The organism is Streptomyces sp. PA03-1a (assembly GCF_033792805.1).
Lineage (GTDB): Bacteria > Actinomycetota > Actinomycetes > Streptomycetales > Streptomycetaceae > Actinacidiphila.
This window is the reverse complement of record NZ_JARAVO010000198.1, coordinates 1-18,255: the sequence shown is the minus strand read 5'-3', so window position 1 is coordinate 18,255 and position 18,255 is coordinate 1. Positions and strand designations below refer to the sequence as shown.

Sequence of the window (18,255 nt, the reverse complement as noted above, 5' to 3'; positions counted from 1 at the left end):
CCTCCCCCAGCACCCGGCAGGCGCCCGCCTCCGTCCCCGGCTGCCGCAACCTGACCGTCAGCGGTGAGGTCAAGGCCGCGGTGACGCGGGCGTACCAGCGCGGTTTCCCGCGCTTCGTGCACATCGAGCCGGAGCCGCAGCGGTTCTTCTTCGGCCAGTGCGGCACCGTCCGCTACGCCGCCACCCGGTTCCAGCCCACCCAGGGTGCGACCGAGGGCGAGCTGGTGAACCTGCAGGACGAGGGCAGCGCCATGAAGTACTTCCGCGCCACCTCGGGAACCAACTGGGCCTACGTCGCCACCGACGGCTTCCCCGCGAGCGAGAGCGGCTGCCGCGCGATCCCGCAGATCCCCCGGGCCCTGGCCACGGTCTGGCGGAACTGCGCCGTCGCGCGCTGACGCGTACCGCTGCGCGCGGCAACGGGTGCGTCACCGGGACGGCGCAGCGCGGCAGCGGCGTTCCTCACCTGGCGGAGCCCCCGGCGCGCAGGGGAATCGCAGGTCAAAGCCGTCGCATCCCGCCCCATGGACGGCGCTCCTTTCATCGCACCATATGTCCGAGTTCGGTAGATTCCCATGGAACCGCCCTGAGGTGAGGGACGACAGGACCTTCAGCCCGTGAAGGCCGCCGAGGAACGGGGAAACCGACGATGGCCACCGACTCACCCGTGCAACTCGGCATGATCGGCCTCGGACGCATGGGCGCCAATCTCGTGCGCCGGCTGATGCGCGACGGCCATCCATGCGTCGTCCACGACCTCAACCGCGACGCCATGCTGGAACTGGAGAAGGAGGGGGCGACGGCCGCCGCCTCGCTCCAGGAGTTCGTGGAGAAGCTCGCGCCGCCCCGCAACGTGTGGCTGATGCTCCCGGCGGGGGTCGTGCAGTCGACGCTCGACGAGCTCACCGCGCTGCTGGACCCCGACGACACCGTCATCGACGGCGGCAACTCGTACTACCGCGACGACATGGCCCGCGCCCGGCAGCTCGCCCCGCATCGGATCCACTACGTCGACTGCGGCACGTCCGGCGGCGTCTGGGGGCTCGAGCGCGGATACTGCCTGATGATCGGCGGTGAGGACGAGCCGGTCGCGCGGCTGGACCCGATCTTCCGCACCATCGCGCCCGGCCGCGGGAACGCCGAGCCCACGCCCGGCAGGACCAGGTCCGACGGGACCGCGCCGGAGGGCTACCTCCACTGCGGGCCGAGCGGGGCTGGCCACTTCGTGAAGATGGTCCACAACGGGGTGGAGTACGGGATGATGGCCGCCATCGCCGAGGGCCTCAGTATCATCCGGCACGCGGACGCGGGGCTCGGCCGCAGGGCCGTCGACGCCGAGACGGCGCCGCTGCGCGAGCCCGAGGCGTACCAGTACGAGATCGACGTGGCCGAGGTCGCCGAGGTGTGGCGGCGGGGCTCGGTGATCGGCTCCTGGCTGGTCGACCTCGTCGCCGACGCGCTGGCCCGCTCGCCGCAGCTGGACCAGTTCACCGGCCGGGTCTCGGACTCCGGAGAGGGCCGCTGGACGGTCCAGGCGGCGATCGACGAGAGCGTGCCCGCCCCCGTCATCAGCGCCTCGCTGGCCGAGCGGTACGCCTCGCGCGGGCTCGGCGAGTTCGGCGACAAGGTGCTGTCCGCGATGCGCGGCGAGTTCGGCGGCCACGCCGAGAAGAGCGGGTGAAGGCGCCGTGTCCCATCGTTCCCCCTCACCCGGTCACGGTCCGGTCCCCGAGGACCACGTGGTGGTGCTGTTCGGCGCGACCGGCGACCTCGCCCGCCGCAAGCTGCTGCCCGGTCTTTTCCACCTCGCCAAGGCGGGGCTGCTGCCGGCCCGCTACCGGATCGTCGGCTCGGCGCCCGCCAAGAGCACGCTGAGCGACGAGGACTTCCGCAAGCACGCCCGTGACGCGGTCGCCGAGTTCGGCCGCTCCAAGCCCCAGGGCCGCGCGTGGGAGGAGTTCGAGGCCGCCCTGTCGTTCGGTGCGTGCGATCCCGGCGCCGCCGGGCCGCTGCTCGCGGCCGTACGGGAGGCCGAGCGGGCGATCGGGGGCAGCCCGCGGCGGCTGTTCCACCTCGCGGTACCGCCGAGCGCCTTCACCTCCGTGATCGAGACGCTCGGGGCGAGCGGACTCTCCGACAACGCCCGGGTGATCGTGGAGAAGCCCTTCGGCACGGACCTCGCCTCGGCCCGCGCGCTCAACGCCTCGATCCACGCCGTCTTCGACGAGTCCCGGGTCTTCCGCATCGACCACTTCCTCGGCAAGGAGTCGGTCGACAACATCCTCGCCCTGCGCTTCGCCAACGGCCTCTTCGAGCCGATCTGGAACCGCGACCACATCAGCCATGTGCAGATCGACGTGCCGGAGAGCATCAGCATCGAGGGCCGCGCGCAGTTCTTCGAGGGCACCGGCACGTTCCGGGACATGATCGTCACCCACCTCTTCCAGCTCCTGGGATTCGTGGCCATGGAGCCGCCCACGGCACTCCAGGCACAGTCCCTGCGGGACGAGAAGGAGAAGGTCTTCGAGTCGCTGCAGCCCATCGACCCGGCCCATGTCGTGCGCGGACAGTACGAGGGGTACCGGGCCGAGCCGGGCGTGGATCCCGCCTCGGACACCGAGACCTTCGTCGCCCTGCGCGTCGGGATCGACAACTGGCGCTGGGCCGGGGTGCCCTTCTACCTGCGGTCGGGCAAGTCCCTCGGCGAGGCACGGCACGTCGTGACGCTCGGCTTCCGGGAACCGGCCCTGCGCATGTTCCCGCTGGCCGCGCGGGGCGGCTCCGAGACCCGGAGCAACGCGCTGGTGATCGACTTCGACGACCCGGGCCGCATCACCACCTCCTTCCTGGTGAAGGAACCCGGCCCCGCCATGCGCCTGAGCACCGCGGAGATGGTCTTCGGCTACGCCGACTCCTTCAACACCATGCACGCGCTCGAGGGCTACGAACGCCTCCTCCTGGACGCGATGCTGGGCGACCAGTCCCTGTTCACCCGCTCCGACGGCATCGAGCGCCTGTGGGAGGCGTCCACCCCGCTGCTGGAGAACCCGCCCCCGGTCGAGCTCTACGCCCCGGGCTCCTGGGGCCCGGACAGCGTCCGGCGGCTCATCGCACCGCACCACTGGAGCCTTCCCCACCGCAGGTGAGCGGCACGGCGTGCCGCCCCTGAGGCGCATCCACGCTCACCTTGCCGACGCGAGGCCGTCCAGCAGGACGTCCAGCACCGCCTCCTCCTCGACGGGGCTGTCCTGTCTCAGCGAAGATGCACCGGTCTCACCGAAGATTGACGACTGAGCTGTTCGTCTCATCGAAGTTTCACCTGACACAGCTGCTGGCTGCGGCTTCCAGGAGCGTGGGTGGCAGGTCTTGTCCGTGTCCGAAGCGGTAGTTGCGACGACGGGGCGCGGCCCCGCGAGTGCGGACCCGGGTACGGCATAAGCTCGGCAGATGGCGAAGTACTTCGACGTGCACCCCGAGACCCCCCAGCCGCGCAGCATCGCCCAGGTCGCCGACGCGGTGCGGTCGGGAGCACTCATCGCATACCCCACCGACTCCTGTTACGCGCTGGGCTGCCGGCTGGGCAGCAGGGACGGCATGGACCGGATCCGTTCGATCCGCCACCTCGACGACCGGCACCACTTCACGCTGATGTGCCGGGACTTCGCGCAGCTGGGCCAGTTCGTGCAGGTGGACAACGACGTGTTCCGGGCCGTGAAGGCGTCCACGCCCGGCAGCTACACCTTCATCCTCCCGGCCACCCGTGAGGTGCCGCGCAAGCTGCTGCACCCGAAGAAGAAGACCGTGGGTGTGCGCATCCCGGACCATGTGGTCACCCAGGCGCTGCTGGCCGAAATGGGCGAGCCGCTGCTGTCCAGCACACTGCTGCTGCCGGACGAGGAGGAGCCGATGACCCAGGGCTGGGAGATCAAGGACCGGCTCGATCACGTGGTGGACGCCGTGGTCGACTCCGGGGACTGCGGCACCGAGCCGACGACGGTAGTCGACTTCTCCGGCGGCGCGGCAGAGATCGTACGGCGGGGCGCGGGAGACACCTCGCGGTTCGAGTGAGGCCACGAGGCCGGTCACGAAGGTATGGATCTTGCCTGCAGCATGAGACATGCATGCCGCGCCGATGGCACCAGCCTCCCGCCGCTGATTCCTTAAGAGGCTTCTCAGCATGACCGCCGTACAGGGAACAGCCGTCGCCATCACGACCGAGGACGGCACCCCCGACGCGTAGCAGTCACTGCAGGTCAGGGCCCAGCTAGGGTACGCGGGGCCTCATCACCGATTGCCCGCGCAGGTGTAGCCACCGTCGCCCCGCCCCTCGCGGCCTCAACAGCCGCGAACGCAGGGCACCGGTCAAACTTCAGTGAGAACGGTCAAACTTCACTGAGACGGGACAGTGGACCCGGAGTTGGGCCATGGCCGCGGCGAGCGGCGGATCCCAGGGGGACGAGGCGGCGGGCCCCACGTCGAGCGGCAGCGCCGCGTGCACGTCCTCGGGGCGCAAGTGCACGGCGTACCGTTGCGGAGAGTCGAGGACATCGGGAGCGCTTCTTTCTCGCCCACCGGTCCGGAGCAGTGGCGACGGACCACGGGGCGGGCGGACCCGAGGGGGCCGGCGGGCACGTGACACACCGCTGAACAAGCGCTTAGATAGTGCGTCCGAACGTGTGCTCACCGAGCTGGAGACCCCGATGCTGTTCACATCCGTCGACGACGTCTCCGCACGCCTCGCCGAGACCGGATACCTGGCGTCGCCCGCGGTCGCCACGACCGTCTTCCTCGCGGACCGCCTCGGCAAGCCGCTCCTCGTGGAGGGCCCCGCCGGGGTCGGCAAGACGGAACTCGCGAAGGCCGTCGCCCAGGTCGCCGGAGCACGGCTCGTCCGGATGCAGTGCTACGAAGGCGTCGACGAGGCACGGGCCCTGTACGAGTGGAACCACGCCAAGCAGCTCCTGCGCATCAGTGCGGGCCGCGACGAAACCTGGGACGAGACGCGCACGGACATCTTCAGCGAGGAGTTCCTGCTGGCCCGTCCGTTGCTGACCGCCATCCGCGGCAACGACCCGAAGGTGCTCCTCATCGACGAGACCGACAAGGCCGACGTCGAAGTGGAGGGACTGCTGCTGGAAGTGCTCAGCGACTTCCAGATCACCATCCCGGAACTGGGCACGATCAGCGCCGAACGCCGCCCGTTCGTCGTCCTCACCTCGAACGCCAGCCGCGAGCTGTCCGAGGCGCTGCGCCGCCGTTGCCTCTTCCTGCACATCGGCTTTCCGGACCAGGAGCTGGAGCGGCGCATCGTACGGCTGAAGGTTCCGGGGCTGGGGCAGTCGCTGACGGAATCCGTGGTGCGGGTGGTCGGTGCCCTTCGCGCGATGGACCTGCGGAAGGTGCCGTCGGTCGCCGAGACCATCGACTGGGCGCGCACGCTCCTCGCGCTCGGTGCGGACACACTCGACGAGACCGTCGTGCGCGACAGTCTCGGCGTGATCCTCAAGCATCAGGAGGACATCGCGAAGGCGGCCGCCAAGCTCGACCTGGACACTCTGTGAGTGCGCCGACGGGTGTCGAGGGGCGCTTGACGGGGCTTGTCGCGGCACTGCGCGCGCACGGCATCCGCGTCGGCACCGGGGAGACCGTGGACGCGGCACAGGCGGTGGCGGCGCTCGGCCTGGCCGATCGCGAGCGGCTGCGTGAGGGGCTGGCCGCGACGCTGCTGCACGGCACGGGGCAGCGGGCGGTGTTCGACGGGGTCTTCGACCTGTACTTTCCTCACGGCGTCGGGGCGCCGAGTACGGACACGCCCGCGGACCTGGGTGATCTGCGCGACCGTATCGCGGCCGCCCTCGCCGCGGGCGACGAGGCGATGCTCGGCCGATTGGCCGCCGAGGCGGTCGACGGATTCGGCGGGTACGGCTCCTCCCCTGCGTCGGGGGGATGGTCGTCGTATCAGACGCTCGAGCGGGTCCGGCCCCAGACACTCCTGGCCCGCGCGCGCGACAGCATCCGGGCACGGACCGGCCCGGCGGGGTTCGCCGACCGGTTGCTGGAGGACGAGATCCGCCGGCGCATCGAGGCGTTCCGCGGACAGGTCGCCACGGAGGCACGGCGCCGGGTCGCCGAGCGGCGGGCCGTCGACGAGATCGCCCGGCGGGCGCTGGCGCCGACCGCGGACCAGGTCGACTTCCTCGTCGCCGGGCAGGCCCAGCTGGCGGAGCTCCGCAGGGCGGTTCAGCCGCTCGCCCGCAAACTGGCCACCCGGCTTGCCTCCCGCCGCCGCAGCGCCGCGCGCGGGTCCGTCGACCTGCGGCGGACCTCGCGGGCTTCACTGTCGACGGGCGGCGTGCCGATGCGGCTCGTGCTGCGCAAGCGGCGTCCCGTTCGCCCCGAACTGGTGCTGCTGTGCGATGTGTCGGGCTCGGTGTCGGGCTTCTCGAACTTCACGCTGCTGCTGGTGCAGGCGCTGCACGAGCAGTTCAGCAAGGTAAGGGCATTCGCCTTCGTCAACCGGATCGACGAGGTGACCCGCCTGCTGGAGTACGGCGCGGCCGCCCCCGAGGCCCTGAGCGCGCGCATCAGGTCCGAGGCGGCACTCACAGGCTGGCACGGGAGCAGTGACTACGGCACGGCGCTGGGCGAGTTCGACGAGCGGTACGGCGAGGCGGTCGGCCCGCGCACCACGGTCTTCGTCCTCGGTGACGCCAGGACGAACATGAGCGACCCGAACCTTCCAGCCGTGCGGGACATCGTCAGGCGGGCCCGCCGTGTCCACTGGCTGAACCCCGAGCACCGCGCCCAGTGGGGCACGGGCGATTCGGCCGCACTCGCCTACTCCGAGCTGGTCGAGATGCACGAGTGCCGCAACGCCCACCAGCTCAGCACCCTGATCGCCCGCCTGCTGCCGGTCTGATCAAGCCGCCGCTCCACTGAGGGCATCCGCACGGCGGTGCTGCACGGGACCTTCGACGGTGTACGCGGTGGCCTGGACCTGCTGCCCGCCGGGCGCCGGGAAACCACCTGACGTGAGGGGTGCGGGCGGCGCAGGCCGCCCGCACCCCTGTCAGTCCGCCAAGGGAGCCGTCAGGTTCCCGATCCGCGTGACCGCCCAGCGCACCATGATCACCGTCGCCAGGCCGCCTGCCACGACAGCGGTGACGATCGAGGCGCCCGAGCCGGAATGCAGCGCGGTCAGGAACGGGACGACCAGCATGACCACCGCCGCCAGCGCCCCGGCGCCGTACCAGCCCAGGAACAGCACCGGGCCCATGCTGCCCGTGGGGGACTGGGCCGACGACATCAGCAGATGGTGCTTGGTCGCCCCCCGGCAGGCGTTCACCAGCGAAGCGCCCACCAGCGGCGGCACCAGGGCCGGTGCCAGCAACGCGCGGGCCCCCGCACCCTCCGCAGCCAGCACCCCCGCCGCCACCAGCGCGCCCACCAGCCCCAGCACGACGGGAAGCGCCGTGTGCCGCAGCATCAGGCCCCGGTAGGGATAGGGCGCCCACGACCCGCGCCGCGTGTCGTCGGTCTCCACCCGGGCCGGCTCCATCAGCTGGGTCAGCGACCAGTAGCCGAAGGCCAGTGAGGCCAGCGCCGCCGTCACGCCCGACCCGCCGTGCGCCGAGGCCGCCAGCACCGCACCCAGCACGGCAACCACTCCCAGCACCACGGCCCGGCCCAGACGGCCCGGAGTCCGCAGCAACGCGAGTGTGTCCCGCCACGGCACGGCCAGTTCCGCCCGACGGGGCGCCGGCAACCGCCATCGCGTCGACCGGCCCCCGCCGGTGACCCCGGCCACCGCCTGCCGCGCGGTACGGAACTCCACCGTGCGCAGCGCGGCCATCACCCCGGTCGCGGTCCGCGAACGCCGCCGTACCGCGGACAGCGCCAGCGACCCGGTGAAGCGGTGTGCCGCAGCCAACGCGCCGGCCACCACCACCGCCAGCAGGACGCCCGCGGCCCAGCCGCCCGGCAGCGCGGCCGGCGTGGGGGCCAGCGCGGCCAGCCCGGCCCAGCCCCAGGGCCCGGACCACAGCTCCACCCGTTCCAGTCCCGGCAGCCGGTCGCCGCTGACCGCCAGCACGGTCTGCGCCACCAGCGCCAGCACCGCCATACCGACGTACGGAGTGGCCAGCCGGGCCCAGCGGGCCACCCGCTCGCTGCCTTCCACCGCGGTGGCCAGCGCGGTCGCCAGCAGCGGCAGACCGCAGCCGCCCAGCAGGCACCAGCCGAACGCGGCCGGCAGCCCCACACCGACCGTCAGGCCCAGCGCGACCATGCCGATCGCCGAGACCAGCAGCCCGGCTCCGCCGGAGATCGCGGCCGACCCCCAGGACCACGGCCGCAGCACCCGGGCGACGTCCACCGGCTGGGCCAGCAGCCAGTCCACGGTCTCCCGCGGCGGCACCACCGGCCCGCGCCACTGGGCGTCCCAGGCCGCGACCAGCAGCCATCCCAGCCCCAGCGCGCAGGACCCGGCCGGCAGCGCGGCCAGGATCGCCGGTCCGTGACCGGAGTAGTCGGCGCCCATCGACTTCTCGAGGAACAGCCCCATGCTCGGCAGCGCTCCCCACACCACGAGGAGCAGCGCCACGCAGTACAGGGTGTAGGCGATCTGGCCGGTCTTCTTGCGGCGGTGCGGGGTGCGCAGGTCACGGACGAGCCGCAGCGTCTCCCGCGTCCAGTCGTCCTCGTCGGACCAGGCCGCGGAGTGCTCGCCGGTCCCCTCGGTCTCCTCGGCGAGGGTGGTCACCGGGCACCGTCCGGGTTCTCGGCCAGCCAGGTCAGTCCGTCGGTGCCGGTGGCGAGCACCTTGTCCGGGTGGCCGTCGGCCACCACCTTGCCGTCGCTGAGGACCAGCACCCGGTCGGCGACCGCCCGGGCCAGTTCTCCGTGGTGTGTGACCAGCAGCACGGCGACGCCTTCCGCGGTCTCCTTCTTGATCAGGTCCGCGAGCTGCCGCCGCGCGCCCGGGTCCAGTCGCTGTTCCGGCTCGTCCAGCAGCAGCAGGTCACGCGGCCGGACCATCGCGGAGGCCAGCAGCAGGGACTGAAGCTGCCCGGAGGACAGTGCCCCGGGCAGCGCGTCGGCGTGGTCGGTCAGCTTCCGCTCGGCCAGCACGTGGCCGATCCAGTCGCCGGCGTCCTCCACCCCGTGGGCCACCGCCACCAGCTGCAGATGCTCGCGCACGGTCAGGTCGGGGTAACAGGCCGCGGTGTCGCCGACCACCGCCACCCGGGCCCGGACCGCCGGGTCGTTCTCGTTCATCGGCTTGCCGTCGAACGTCACCGTGCCGGTGCTCGGCCTGTCCCGACCGGCCGCTATGCGCAGCAGTGTCGATTTGCCCGAGCCGTTGTGGCCGAGCAGCGCCACGCACTTCCCGGACCGCAGTCGCAGGTTCATCGTGGCCAGCGCCGTGCGCTTGCCGTAGACCCGGCTGACGCCGCTGAGCTCTAGCAATGGTGGTGCACCCATGTCGCCGGGCCTCTCGTCAACCACGAACGCTGTCCCCGCTTCGACCTCGGGACGACGGCCCGGAGCGGCCCGGCCATTGTCCATGCTCCGGCCGGCCGGCGGACCGCTGGGTGTCTTTGGTCACTCCGCGTTCAGGGCGCCGCCGAGTCCGTCTGTGAGAGGTCCCGGTCCCTGAGGACCTGGTGGTCGGCTTGCCACTGCGCTCAGCCGGTCGACGGTGGCCGACGACGGTCCGGCGGCGGAGCTGAGGACCTCTCCGGCGCGGGCACGAAATTCCGGGTGGGCAGTCCGTGCGGGTAGAGCAGCGGCAGGACCTCAGCGGCCTTCGGAGACTTGCGGCACCACGGCGGCAGGATCGCCGAGGAGATCCGCCCGCGCTCGCCCGGGGGCCCTTCTCCCTGCGGTCGGGCAAGTCCCTCGGCGAGGCACCTACGGCATCGAGCGCCTGTGGGAGGCGTCCACCCCGCTGCTGGAGAACCCGCCCCCGGTACGAGCTCTACGCCCCGGGTTCATGGGGCCCGGACAGCGTCCGCCGGCTCATCGCACCGCACCACTGGAGCCCTCCCCACCGCAGGTGCGCCGCGGGGCTTGCGTGCGGTCCCGGATGATGATCTTGCCGGTGTTCTCGCCGCGCAGCATTCCCAGGAACGCGTCCACGATGTGCTCGAAACCGTCGACGACCGTCTCGTCCAGGGCGAGTCGGCCGCTTTGCAGATGCGGCACCGCGAACTCGTACAACTCGTCCTGCAGATCGCGGTAGTTGCGGACCAGGAAGCCTTCCATGCGGATGCTCTTCTCCACGATGTCCGCGTGGTTGAAGCGCGGCGGCGGCGCGTCGGGGGTGTTGTACTGGCTGATCGTGCCGATGCGGACGATGCGCCCGAACTCGCGCAGCGCTCCCACCGCCGCGGCCAGCTGCTCGCCGCCGACGTTGTCGACGAACACGTCGATGCCGTCAGGCGCGGCCTTGCCGAGGAGGTCGGCGGCGGGCCCGTCGTGGTAGTCGAAGACGGCGTCGTAGCCCACCTCCCCCATGAGGTGTCCGGCCTTCGCCGACGAGCCCGCGCTGCCCACGAGCCGTCCGGCGCCGAGCAGTCTGGCGAACCGCCCGGTCGCCGTGCCGACGCCGCCCGCGGCGGCCGACACGAACAGGTCCTCGTCCTCCTGGAGCCGGGCGATCCGGGTCAGGCCCACGTAGGCGGTCAGGCCGGTGCCGCCGAGGGTGCTCAAGTACGCGGTCAGGGGCACTCCGTCGAAGCGCGGCAGCCGCCGGATCTCCTCGGGCGTGACCACCGCGTGCGTGCGCCAGCCCTGCCGGTGGAACACGATCTCGCCCTCGGCCAGCGCAGGCGTGCGCGAGGCGGTCACCCGCCCGATGGTGCGGCCCTCCAGGGGTGCGTGGAGCGCGAAGCCGCCGGGCACGTCGTCCATCATCTCGCGGTGGTAGGGGTCGACGGACCAGTAGAGGTTCTCCACGAGCGCGCTGCCGGCCGCGGGCTCGGGAAGCGTGGACTCGACGACGGCGAAGTGCCCGGCGGTGGGGAAGCCGTGCGGGCGGGCGGTCTGGTGCACGGTGAGCGCGGTCTCGTTCATGACCGGACGGTAGGACGGGAATGCGCCGCCTGGGCAGCCGGTTGGGCTCATGCGACGCACCGTTCCATGACCAGCTCTCATACGCTGAGGTGAACGCCCCGTGGCCCGTACAACCGACTCCGATCTCGCCCCGCACGAACTGCGCGTCCTGGTGGCGGTCGCGGACACCGGCGGCTTCTCGGCCGCGGCCGGCACCCTCGGGCTGACCCAGTCCGCGGTCTCCCACTCGGTGCGCGGCAGCGAGCGCAAGATCGGGGCCGTCCTCTTCGAGCGCGGCCGCACCGGCGCCCGCCCCACTCCTGCCGGGGAGAAGGCCGTCGCGCACGCCCGCCGCGTCCTCCGCCTGCTGGACGTCCTGACCACCGAGGCGCGCGGCGCGGGCCGGCCCGACGCCGCGGCGGGCCCGCTGCGGATCGCGGCCTTCCGCAGCGCGGCTCTCCACCTGCTGCCGCCCGTGCTGCGGCGGCTGCGCGCCCGGCACCCCGGGATCGAGCCGCAGGTGCGGATCGTACGCGAGGTGGGGCGTGGCACCGCGGGCGAAGTGGCCGACGGGAAGGCCGACATAGCCCTTGCCACCCTGGGCGGCTCCGTACCGCTTCCACCGGGTCTGGTCGCGGGCGGACTCCTGGAGGAGCCGTACGCCCTGGTGCACGCGAGGGGTCACGCCGCCCCGCGTTCGCTTCCGCTGGTCGACTGGGCCGAGAACTGCGGCTCGTACACCCGCGCGTGGTGGTCCGCGCAAGACTGGATCCCGCAGGCGACCGTCGAGGCCGAGGACGACGGCGCGGTGCTGTCCTTGGTGAGCGGAGGCCACGGGATGGCGATCATGCCGGCGCTCTCCCTGGTCGGAGCACCGGACTCCGTCGAGATCTCCGACCTCGGCCCCGCCCGCCCGACCCGCCGGGTCGGCTACGTCACCACGTCCGAACTGGCCGGATCCGCCGTCGTGCGCGCCTTGGTGAGGGAGCTGCGGGCGGCGACCCCGAGTGGAACCGGCGGTAAGCGCTGACGTAACGGGGACACGGGCGCTCCCGCCACCGGGCGCATGGGAGCGGTCCGGGGGCGGGAGCGTCCGGCGGGGAGCCCGAGGGGCGATCAGGTGGTCCAGATCTGGAACTCCGAGATCTGTCCGGCCGGCCAGCCGGTGTTGGCGCCGATGTTCAGGCGGAAGTAGCGCTGGGTGGTGGCGGGGAAGGTGATCGTGACGGTGTTGTGGGTCACCGGGTCGAAGGTGTAGGCCGCCGAGGCCTTGACGGTGGTGAGGTTGGTGCCGTCGGTGCCGCCCAGCACGGACAGGGTCTGGGTCCGTGCGCCCCAGCCCGCGGGCAGTTGCAGCACGATCCTGGACGCGCTGCGCGCCGACCCGAGGTCGACCTGGACCCACTGCGGAAGCGCGTTGTTGACGCTCTCCCAGTAGGTGGACTGGGAGCCGTCGGTCACGTTCGACGAGGGGTAGACATCGGTGTGGCTCGACTCGGTCGTCGGCCGCCCCGCGGCCAGGTTGACGGCCTCGCCGCCGGTTCCGGTGCCCGACAGCGCGATGGTGGTGGGGCTGTTGGCCGCGTTGCCGGTGACGGTGACCGTACCCGTGCGGGTGCCGGAGGCCGTCGGGGTGAAGGTGACGCTGATCGCGCAGGAGGCTCCGGCGGCGATGGACGAGCCGCAGGTGTTGGTCTGTGCGAAGTCACCGCCCGCCGTGATCGAGGAGATCGAAGCGGTGACGGCGCCGGAGTTGGTGACGGTGACGGACTGCGCGGCGCTGGTGGTGTTCAACGCCTGCCCGCCGAAGGTGAGCGAGGCGGGGGACGCCGAGAGACTGGCCGGCGGCGGGCTGCCCCCGGCCGTGAAGGTGAGGTGGTTGGCGTTCCAGCCGCCGTTGTCCTGGTGGAGGGTGAGGATCTGGCGGCCCGCGGGCAGGGTGACCCGCGCGGTGACGGTGGCCCAGGTCTGCCAGCCGCCGGTGGCGGGTATGTCGACGGCGCCGGTGAGGTTGGCGCCGGAGGCGCTGGACAGGTGCAGCGCGCCGGTCACCGCTGCGGGGGCCGCCAGACGCAGTCCCACCGTGTACGTTCCAGCCGTGGCGGCGTCGACGGTGTAGCGGAACCACTGCCCGCCGCTGGTCCAGCCGAGGTTGTGGCCGCCGCCGGTGTCCGAGGTGGCCTCGAGGTCGACACCGTCGGCCCGATAGCCGTTGGCGTTGCCGTTGACGCTGGTGACGTTGTAGGCGACGCCCTGGCCGCCGGTGTCGTAGTTCTCGGCCTGGACGGTGCCGGGGATCGCGGCGGGGGTGCCGCCGTAGGGGCCTTCGGGCGCCGGGGGCTCCCAGGTGTTGCCGCTCAGTGTGGCGGTGAAGCCGCTGGAGTTGTTGACGAAGGCCGTGGCTCCGGAGCGCAGGCCGGTGACGGTGTTTCCGGTGATGGCGGCGGAGCCGGTCGGCGCGGGGTAGAAGGGCGGCGAGATCGCGATGCCGTTGCGGCCGGGGGTGGTGACGGTGTTGTTCTGCAGCAGGGTGTCGGTCGAGGTGGAGAAGCCGATCCCGTCGTAGAGCGAGTCCACGACGGTGTTACTGGTGGCGGTGACGTTGTCGACGATGCCGGTGTTCTGTCCGTCGCCGCCGTTGCCGATGTGGAGGGCGGGCTGACCTTGGCTGTAGGCGTTGCCGCCGGAGCGGACGACGGTGTTGTCGGAGACCGTCGCGGACAGCAGGTCGCTGCCGTTGACACCGAACCGGCCGGCGCCCAGGCCGATGTAGCGGGCGGTGTCGCTGATGTAGTTGCCGCTCACGTGGTGGCCGCTGCCGCCGTAGATCCCGATGCCCTTGCCGCCCCACGGTGCGATCGAGGTGTTGCCGCTCACGGTGACGTTCGTCATCGGTTGGTAGAACGTCTGGGAGCCGTCGCCATTGGTGTTGTAGTGGACGGAGTTGATGGCGATGGCGTCGTCGCCGGTGCCGCGGACGAAGTTGTTCGTGACGGTGAGGTCGTTGCCGGTGTCGGCGCTGAGTGACACGTTGTTGACGTTGATGCCGTCCGCCCAGATCGCCGTCAGTCGGCTGTCGCGGACGGTGCCGCCGGTGCCCGAGGCCCAGAAGCCGGACATGGTGTGCTGGGTCCAGATGCCGTCGGCGACCCAGTTGGTGCCGGTGGTGTCCATCGCGCCGCCGTCGCCACCGATGGTGCTGCGGCTGACGGCGTTGGCGTCGACGTGGAAGTTCTCCACCGTGCAGGAGGTCAGGTTGAACAGCGCCGCGAGCGGTGTGCTGTTGGGGACCGGCACGTCGCGGTAGACCGTGCTGTACCACAGGCCGGCGCCCGCGATGCGGATCCCCTGTGCGGTCAGGCCGGTGGTGCCCTTCACGTAGAAGGTGCCCTGCGGGATCCAGAGGGTCTTGCCCTGCGACTGGGCCTGGTTGATGCAGCTTTGGATCGCGGCCCTGCTGTCGACGGACTGGGGGGCGGCCGCGCCGTTGGTCGGGGTGTCGTCCGGGACGGCGCCGCAGCTGGTGATCGAGATCGAGTTCGCCGGCTGGGCGAGCGGCGCCGGGGGGTTCTCCACGTCGACGGAGTCCACGTCGTAGAAGGCCGCGCTGTTGGCGGCGTCCTTCTTGAGTGAGAACGTGGCGCCTGCCGGTATCGGTGCGCCGGTGACGAAGGCGTGCGACTCGTCCCAGAAGACCCTCGGATTGCCGTCGGCCGGGTTCTGGTTGTCACTGGTGTTGTAGTTGTTGTTGCCCTCGTAGACCCAGGTCTGCTGGGAGTTGAGGTTGAGCGCCTGCCGGAAGACCCCGTTGACGTACAGGTTCAGCGTCGCGGTCGTGCCGCCACCGGAGGCTGAGTCGGGGATGCTGGCCCGGACGTTGAGGAAGCTGATGGGCGCCCCGGTGGTGTTCGTCCACTGGACGGAGTGCCCGGTACCGCTCAGGTGCACGTAGGAGTGGCCGGACGCTTCGAGGGCGGCGCTGGAGTATTGCGTCGCGGGCGGCCCTGTCAGGGACACGGTGGTGGCGCCCCCGCCCGTCGTGCCGGCCTCGGCCTCGTAGATCCGGAACGGCGTCGTCGCGCCGGCCGCGGCAACGTCTGAGGCCTCGGCCGCCGGGGCGCGGTGGGGCGCGGCGCCGGCTGGCACGGCCGGCACGCATAAGGTGCCGACCGCTGCGAGCGCGATCGTCACTAACCTGCGCCCGGCGTGGCGGCTGCCACGGGAAGGTCTGGGGATCGCCCGCATCTGAGGCTCCTTCAGGAACGTGGAGAACCGGCGCCCCGAACGTACAGACCGGCACCAGGCCCCGCAAGGTTCTGAACACGCCAAGCAAATTCTCGGCACAGCCATGCAAGATTGACACGGCGACAGACATACGGGCAGCTCGCGCGCCTTGCGGATCTCATCGAGGAGGCGCGGAGGCACTTTCTTCACGCCTTTTTTCACGCCTTGACAGAACACCGACAGGCTGTTTCGATCTGCTCGCGCATCCGGAGCGAACCCCTGTCAGCAGCCGGGCCGCGCGGGATCGGGACCCCGCACGACCCGGTACCCCCTCAGGAAGGAAGGCACCGTGAGACGTTCCCTCTTCGGGACAGCCGCGGCTCTCACCTTGGTCGTTCTCGCCGGCACCGAGTCAGCGGCCCCGGCCGCCGTACCGCACCACGGCTCCGACTCCGTAACGGGCACCTACTCCACAGGGGCCGCCCACGCGTGGCAGTCCTTACCGAGCGCGGACACCAGCGGCACGAGCACCCCCACGGACGCGACCGTCGTCGTCGATCCCAGCAGCGCCCGCCAGAAGTACTCGGGCATCGGGTTCTCCCTCGACGAGACCAGCGTCTCCAACCTGTGGAAGCTCACCCCCGCCAAGCGCGAGGAAGCCGTCCGGCTGCTCGTCGACCCGAAGACCGGGGCGGGCCTGAACCGGTTCCGCCTCACGATCGGCAGCCCCGACCTCATCGAGCACCTGCCCTTCTGGTCGGAGGACGATCTCCCCGCAGGCGTCACCGACGACTTCCAGCTGAAGCACTTCTCCATCCAGCGCGACATCGACCTGCACATCGTCGACACCATCAAGCTGATCCAGCGCTACAACCCGAAGGCCACGTTCTTCGCGTCCGCGTGGAGCGCCCCGGCGTGGATGAAGACCAACAACCGGTTCACGGGCGAGGTCGCGTTCAAGCCCGGAAGCACCACGGACTACTACCAGGTCGGCAAGCTCCGGGACGACTGCATCGACGTCTTCGCCCGCTACTACGTCAAGTTCGTCCAGGCGTACGCCCGGCACGGCATCCGCGTCGACGCGCTGACCCTGCTGAACGAGCCCGGCATGGACGTGGTCTACCCGGCCATGGACATCAGCGTCGCCCAGCAGCAGAAGCTCGCCCTCGCGATCAAGAAGGCCCTCCGCAAGGCCGACCTGAACACGGGCCTGTACGTCCACGACTTCAACTTCTGGGACTGGCGCGACCCGAACAGCACCGCGACCAAGAACTACTACCGCATCTTCAACGACGCCCCGGACGGCTCCGTGACCGGCCGTCAGATCCTGAACGCCACCGACGCCATCGCCTTCCACCCCTACTGGGGCGACCCGAAGGTCATGCGCGACGCGTTCGAGCAGACCGGCAAGCCCGTCCACATGACCGAGACCAGCGACCTGTCCGCCGCCACCATCCTGAACTACTTCCGCCTCGACGCGAGCTCGTACATCCTGTGGGCGCAGGCCACCGACCAGGACGGCGGCACGCTCCACTGGACGCCCGCACGCGACAACAACGTCGACTGGGACGAGGTCGCCGCGACCACCAAGTGGCCCGACCGCCTGGTCAAGGTGAACACCACGACCAAGGACTTCACCGTCCGCGACGAGCTCTACGCCATGGGCCAGTTCGCCAAGTACCTCACGCCCGGTGACGTACGCCTGGAGTCGAGCACCACGGCGAGCGCCGTGAGCAACGTCGTCTACCGCCACGGCACCGACAGGTTCATCGCGGTCCTCGGCAACGCCAACAGCACCGACACCACGGTGCGGGTCGTCCTCGCCGACAAGTCCTTCGTGGTGAAGGTCCCGGCCAACTCCTACGCCACCTACCGCTGGCAGCAGCGCATCCCCCGGCCCCCGCACAACCGGGCACCCGTACTGGCCCCGGTCCCCGACGTGGTGGCCGACCAGTACAGCACGGTGCAGGTGCCCCTCAAGGCGACCGACCGCGACGACGACCGCCTCGCCTTCTACGCGACCGACCTCCCGGACGGCGTCACCGTCAACCCCACCACGGGAACGGTGACCCTCAAGCCGACCGTGGCCGGCGAGAACGATGTGACAGTGGTCGCCACCGACGGCACGGCGCACACCCAGGTCACCCTGCACGTCACGGTGCGCCCGCACAGCGCACCGGTCGGAGTGCGGATCGAAGCGGAGTCGTACGCGGCCCAGCACGGCTGGACGGCCGGCGGCGCCAACTTCATCGAGTCCAACCCCGCCGCCAGCGGCGGCGCGAACGTCGGCTGGACCGCCCCCGGCAACTGGCTCGACTACGCCGTCGACGTCCCGACCGCCGGCACCTACGACCTGGAGCTGCGCGTCGCCACCGGCACCGGTGCGCCCGTCCCGGGCGCACTGTCATTCCGTGACAGCAGGGGCGCGACGCTGGCCACGGTGTCGGTGCCGGACACGGGCGGCTGGGGCTCGTACCAGTCCGTGCACGTGCCGGTCAGTCTCGTGGCGGGAGACCAGACGGTCAGGCTCTTCTGCGGGACCGGCGGATTCAACATCGACTACTTCCGGCTGTCGTAAACGCTCCCTGCGGCCTGCCGTCACTCCCCGGCGACCGGCGGGGAGTGACGGCAGGCCGCTGCCGGACCACGCAGCGCCCTTGGGGGCGTGGCTACTCCTGACAGTTGAGGAAAGGCCCAGGTCGGGGGATGGATTCCCGACCTGGGTCTTGTGCCGTCCAGATCAGTCCAGCCGTCCGTATCCGTCCGCCAGCGAATCCTGGCCATGACCTGCGCGATCTGACACAACCGCACTATCGGCGCACCCATCACCAGGTCGCTGATCGCCTACGACCACTGAGCCACATCGGAACTACTCGTCTAGTGTCCTGAGTCGTTGATTCGGTTCAGATATCCGGCGAGGCGTTCGAAGATTTCGTCTGCGGTTTTCGTCCAGACGAAGGGCTTGGGGTCGTCGTT

At 71.1% G+C, this 18,255-nt stretch carries 13 protein-coding genes and 2 pseudogenes; 9 read left to right on the top strand and 6 right to left on the bottom strand.

What is annotated here, in order from left to right; all coding sequences use genetic code 11:
• The 3 genes from PV341_RS33715 to zwf form a co-directional block, all read left to right on the top strand.
• The coding region (locus PV341_RS33715) for a hypothetical protein (RefSeq protein ID WP_500359826.1) at positions 1-398 on the top strand (398 nt) is incomplete at its 5' end.
• 251 nt (positions 399-649) lie between these two features.
• Positions 650-1,681: a phosphogluconate dehydrogenase (NAD(+)-dependent, decarboxylating) gene (gene gnd, locus PV341_RS33710; RefSeq protein ID WP_500323730.1), complete on the top strand. Its 1,032-nt coding sequence runs from the start codon at positions 650-652 to the stop codon at positions 1,679-1,681.
• Positions 1,682-1,688: 7 nt separating this feature from the next.
• Entirely contained in the window at positions 1,689-3,146 is a 1,458-nt protein-coding gene (gene zwf, locus PV341_RS33705; protein WP_500359825.1) for a glucose-6-phosphate dehydrogenase, read from the top strand.
• Between the two features lie 36 nt (positions 3,147-3,182).
• On the opposite strand, the gene PV341_RS33700 is transcribed toward zwf, so the two are convergent.
• Positions 3,183-3,308 carry a hypothetical protein gene (locus tag PV341_RS33700; protein ID WP_499515061.1) on the bottom strand — a complete coding sequence of 42 codons (126 nt, stop codon included), beginning with the start codon at positions 3,306-3,308 and terminating at the stop codon, positions 3,183-3,185.
• A 139-nt stretch (positions 3,309-3,447) separates the two neighbouring features.
• On the opposite strand from PV341_RS33700, the gene PV341_RS33695 reads away from it, so the two are divergent.
• The 3 genes from PV341_RS33695 to PV341_RS33685 all read left to right on the top strand — a co-directional run bounded on the left by PV341_RS33695 (position 3,448) and on the right by PV341_RS33685 (position 6,919).
• The gene (locus PV341_RS33695; protein WP_499515060.1) at positions 3,448-4,068 is read left to right on the top strand and encodes an L-threonylcarbamoyladenylate synthase; all 621 of its coding nucleotides are present in this window, start codon (positions 3,448-3,450) and stop codon (positions 4,066-4,068) included.
• A 635-nt stretch (positions 4,069-4,703) separates the two neighbouring features.
• The gene (locus PV341_RS33690) at positions 4,704-5,561 is read left to right on the top strand and encodes an AAA family ATPase (RefSeq protein ID WP_499516990.1); all 858 of its coding nucleotides are present in this window, start codon (positions 4,704-4,706) and stop codon (positions 5,559-5,561) included.
• Entirely contained in the window at positions 5,558-6,919 is a 1,362-nt protein-coding gene (locus tag PV341_RS33685) for a vWA domain-containing protein (RefSeq protein ID WP_500323727.1), read from the top strand. Before PV341_RS33690 ends, PV341_RS33685 begins: the two co-directional genes overlap by 4 nt.
• A gap of 150 nt (positions 6,920-7,069) precedes the next feature.
• On the opposite strand, the gene PV341_RS33680 is transcribed toward PV341_RS33685, so the two are convergent.
• From PV341_RS33680 to PV341_RS33665, 4 genes and pseudogenes are all read right to left on the bottom strand, one after another.
• Positions 7,070-8,761, bottom strand: coding sequence for a hypothetical protein (locus tag PV341_RS33680; RefSeq protein ID WP_500359824.1), 1,692 nt, complete (start codon positions 8,759-8,761; stop codon positions 7,070-7,072).
• Complete coding sequence (locus PV341_RS33675) at positions 8,758-9,483, bottom strand: ABC transporter ATP-binding protein (RefSeq protein WP_500359827.1); 726 nt, start codon at positions 9,481-9,483, stop codon at positions 8,758-8,760. The genes PV341_RS33680 and PV341_RS33675 overlap by 4 nt, the downstream gene beginning before the upstream one ends.
• 146 nt (positions 9,484-9,629) lie before the next feature.
• A pseudogene (locus tag PV341_RS33670) lies at positions 9,630-9,866 on the bottom strand (IS256 family transposase); the annotation flags it as partial.
• 154 nt (positions 9,867-10,020) lie between these two features.
• On the bottom strand, positions 10,021-11,076 hold the full coding sequence (locus PV341_RS33665; protein ID WP_500359823.1) for an NADP-dependent oxidoreductase: 1,056 nt from the start codon (positions 11,074-11,076) through the stop codon (positions 10,021-10,023).
• Between the two features lie 100 nt (positions 11,077-11,176).
• On the opposite strand from PV341_RS33665, the gene PV341_RS33660 reads away from it, so the two are divergent.
• The gene (locus PV341_RS33660; protein ID WP_500359822.1) at positions 11,177-12,085 is read left to right on the top strand and encodes a LysR family transcriptional regulator; all 909 of its coding nucleotides are present in this window, start codon (positions 11,177-11,179) and stop codon (positions 12,083-12,085) included.
• Between the two features lie 86 nt (positions 12,086-12,171).
• Here the strand turns inward: PV341_RS33660 and PV341_RS33655 are convergent, their stop codons facing one another.
• The gene (locus PV341_RS33655; RefSeq protein ID WP_500359821.1) at positions 12,172-15,201 is read right to left on the bottom strand and encodes a discoidin domain-containing protein; all 3,030 of its coding nucleotides are present in this window, start codon (positions 15,199-15,201) and stop codon (positions 12,172-12,174) included.
• Between the two features lie 427 nt (positions 15,202-15,628).
• On the opposite strand from PV341_RS33655, the gene PV341_RS33650 reads away from it, so the two are divergent.
• Positions 15,629-17,857, top strand: coding sequence for a carbohydrate-binding protein (locus PV341_RS33650; RefSeq protein ID WP_500359820.1), 2,229 nt, complete (start codon positions 15,629-15,631; stop codon positions 17,855-17,857).
• Between the two features lie 177 nt (positions 17,858-18,034).
• A pseudogene (locus PV341_RS33645) lies at positions 18,035-18,136 on the top strand (IS982 family transposase); the annotation flags it as partial.
• Between the last annotated feature and the right edge of the window lie 119 nt (positions 18,137-18,255).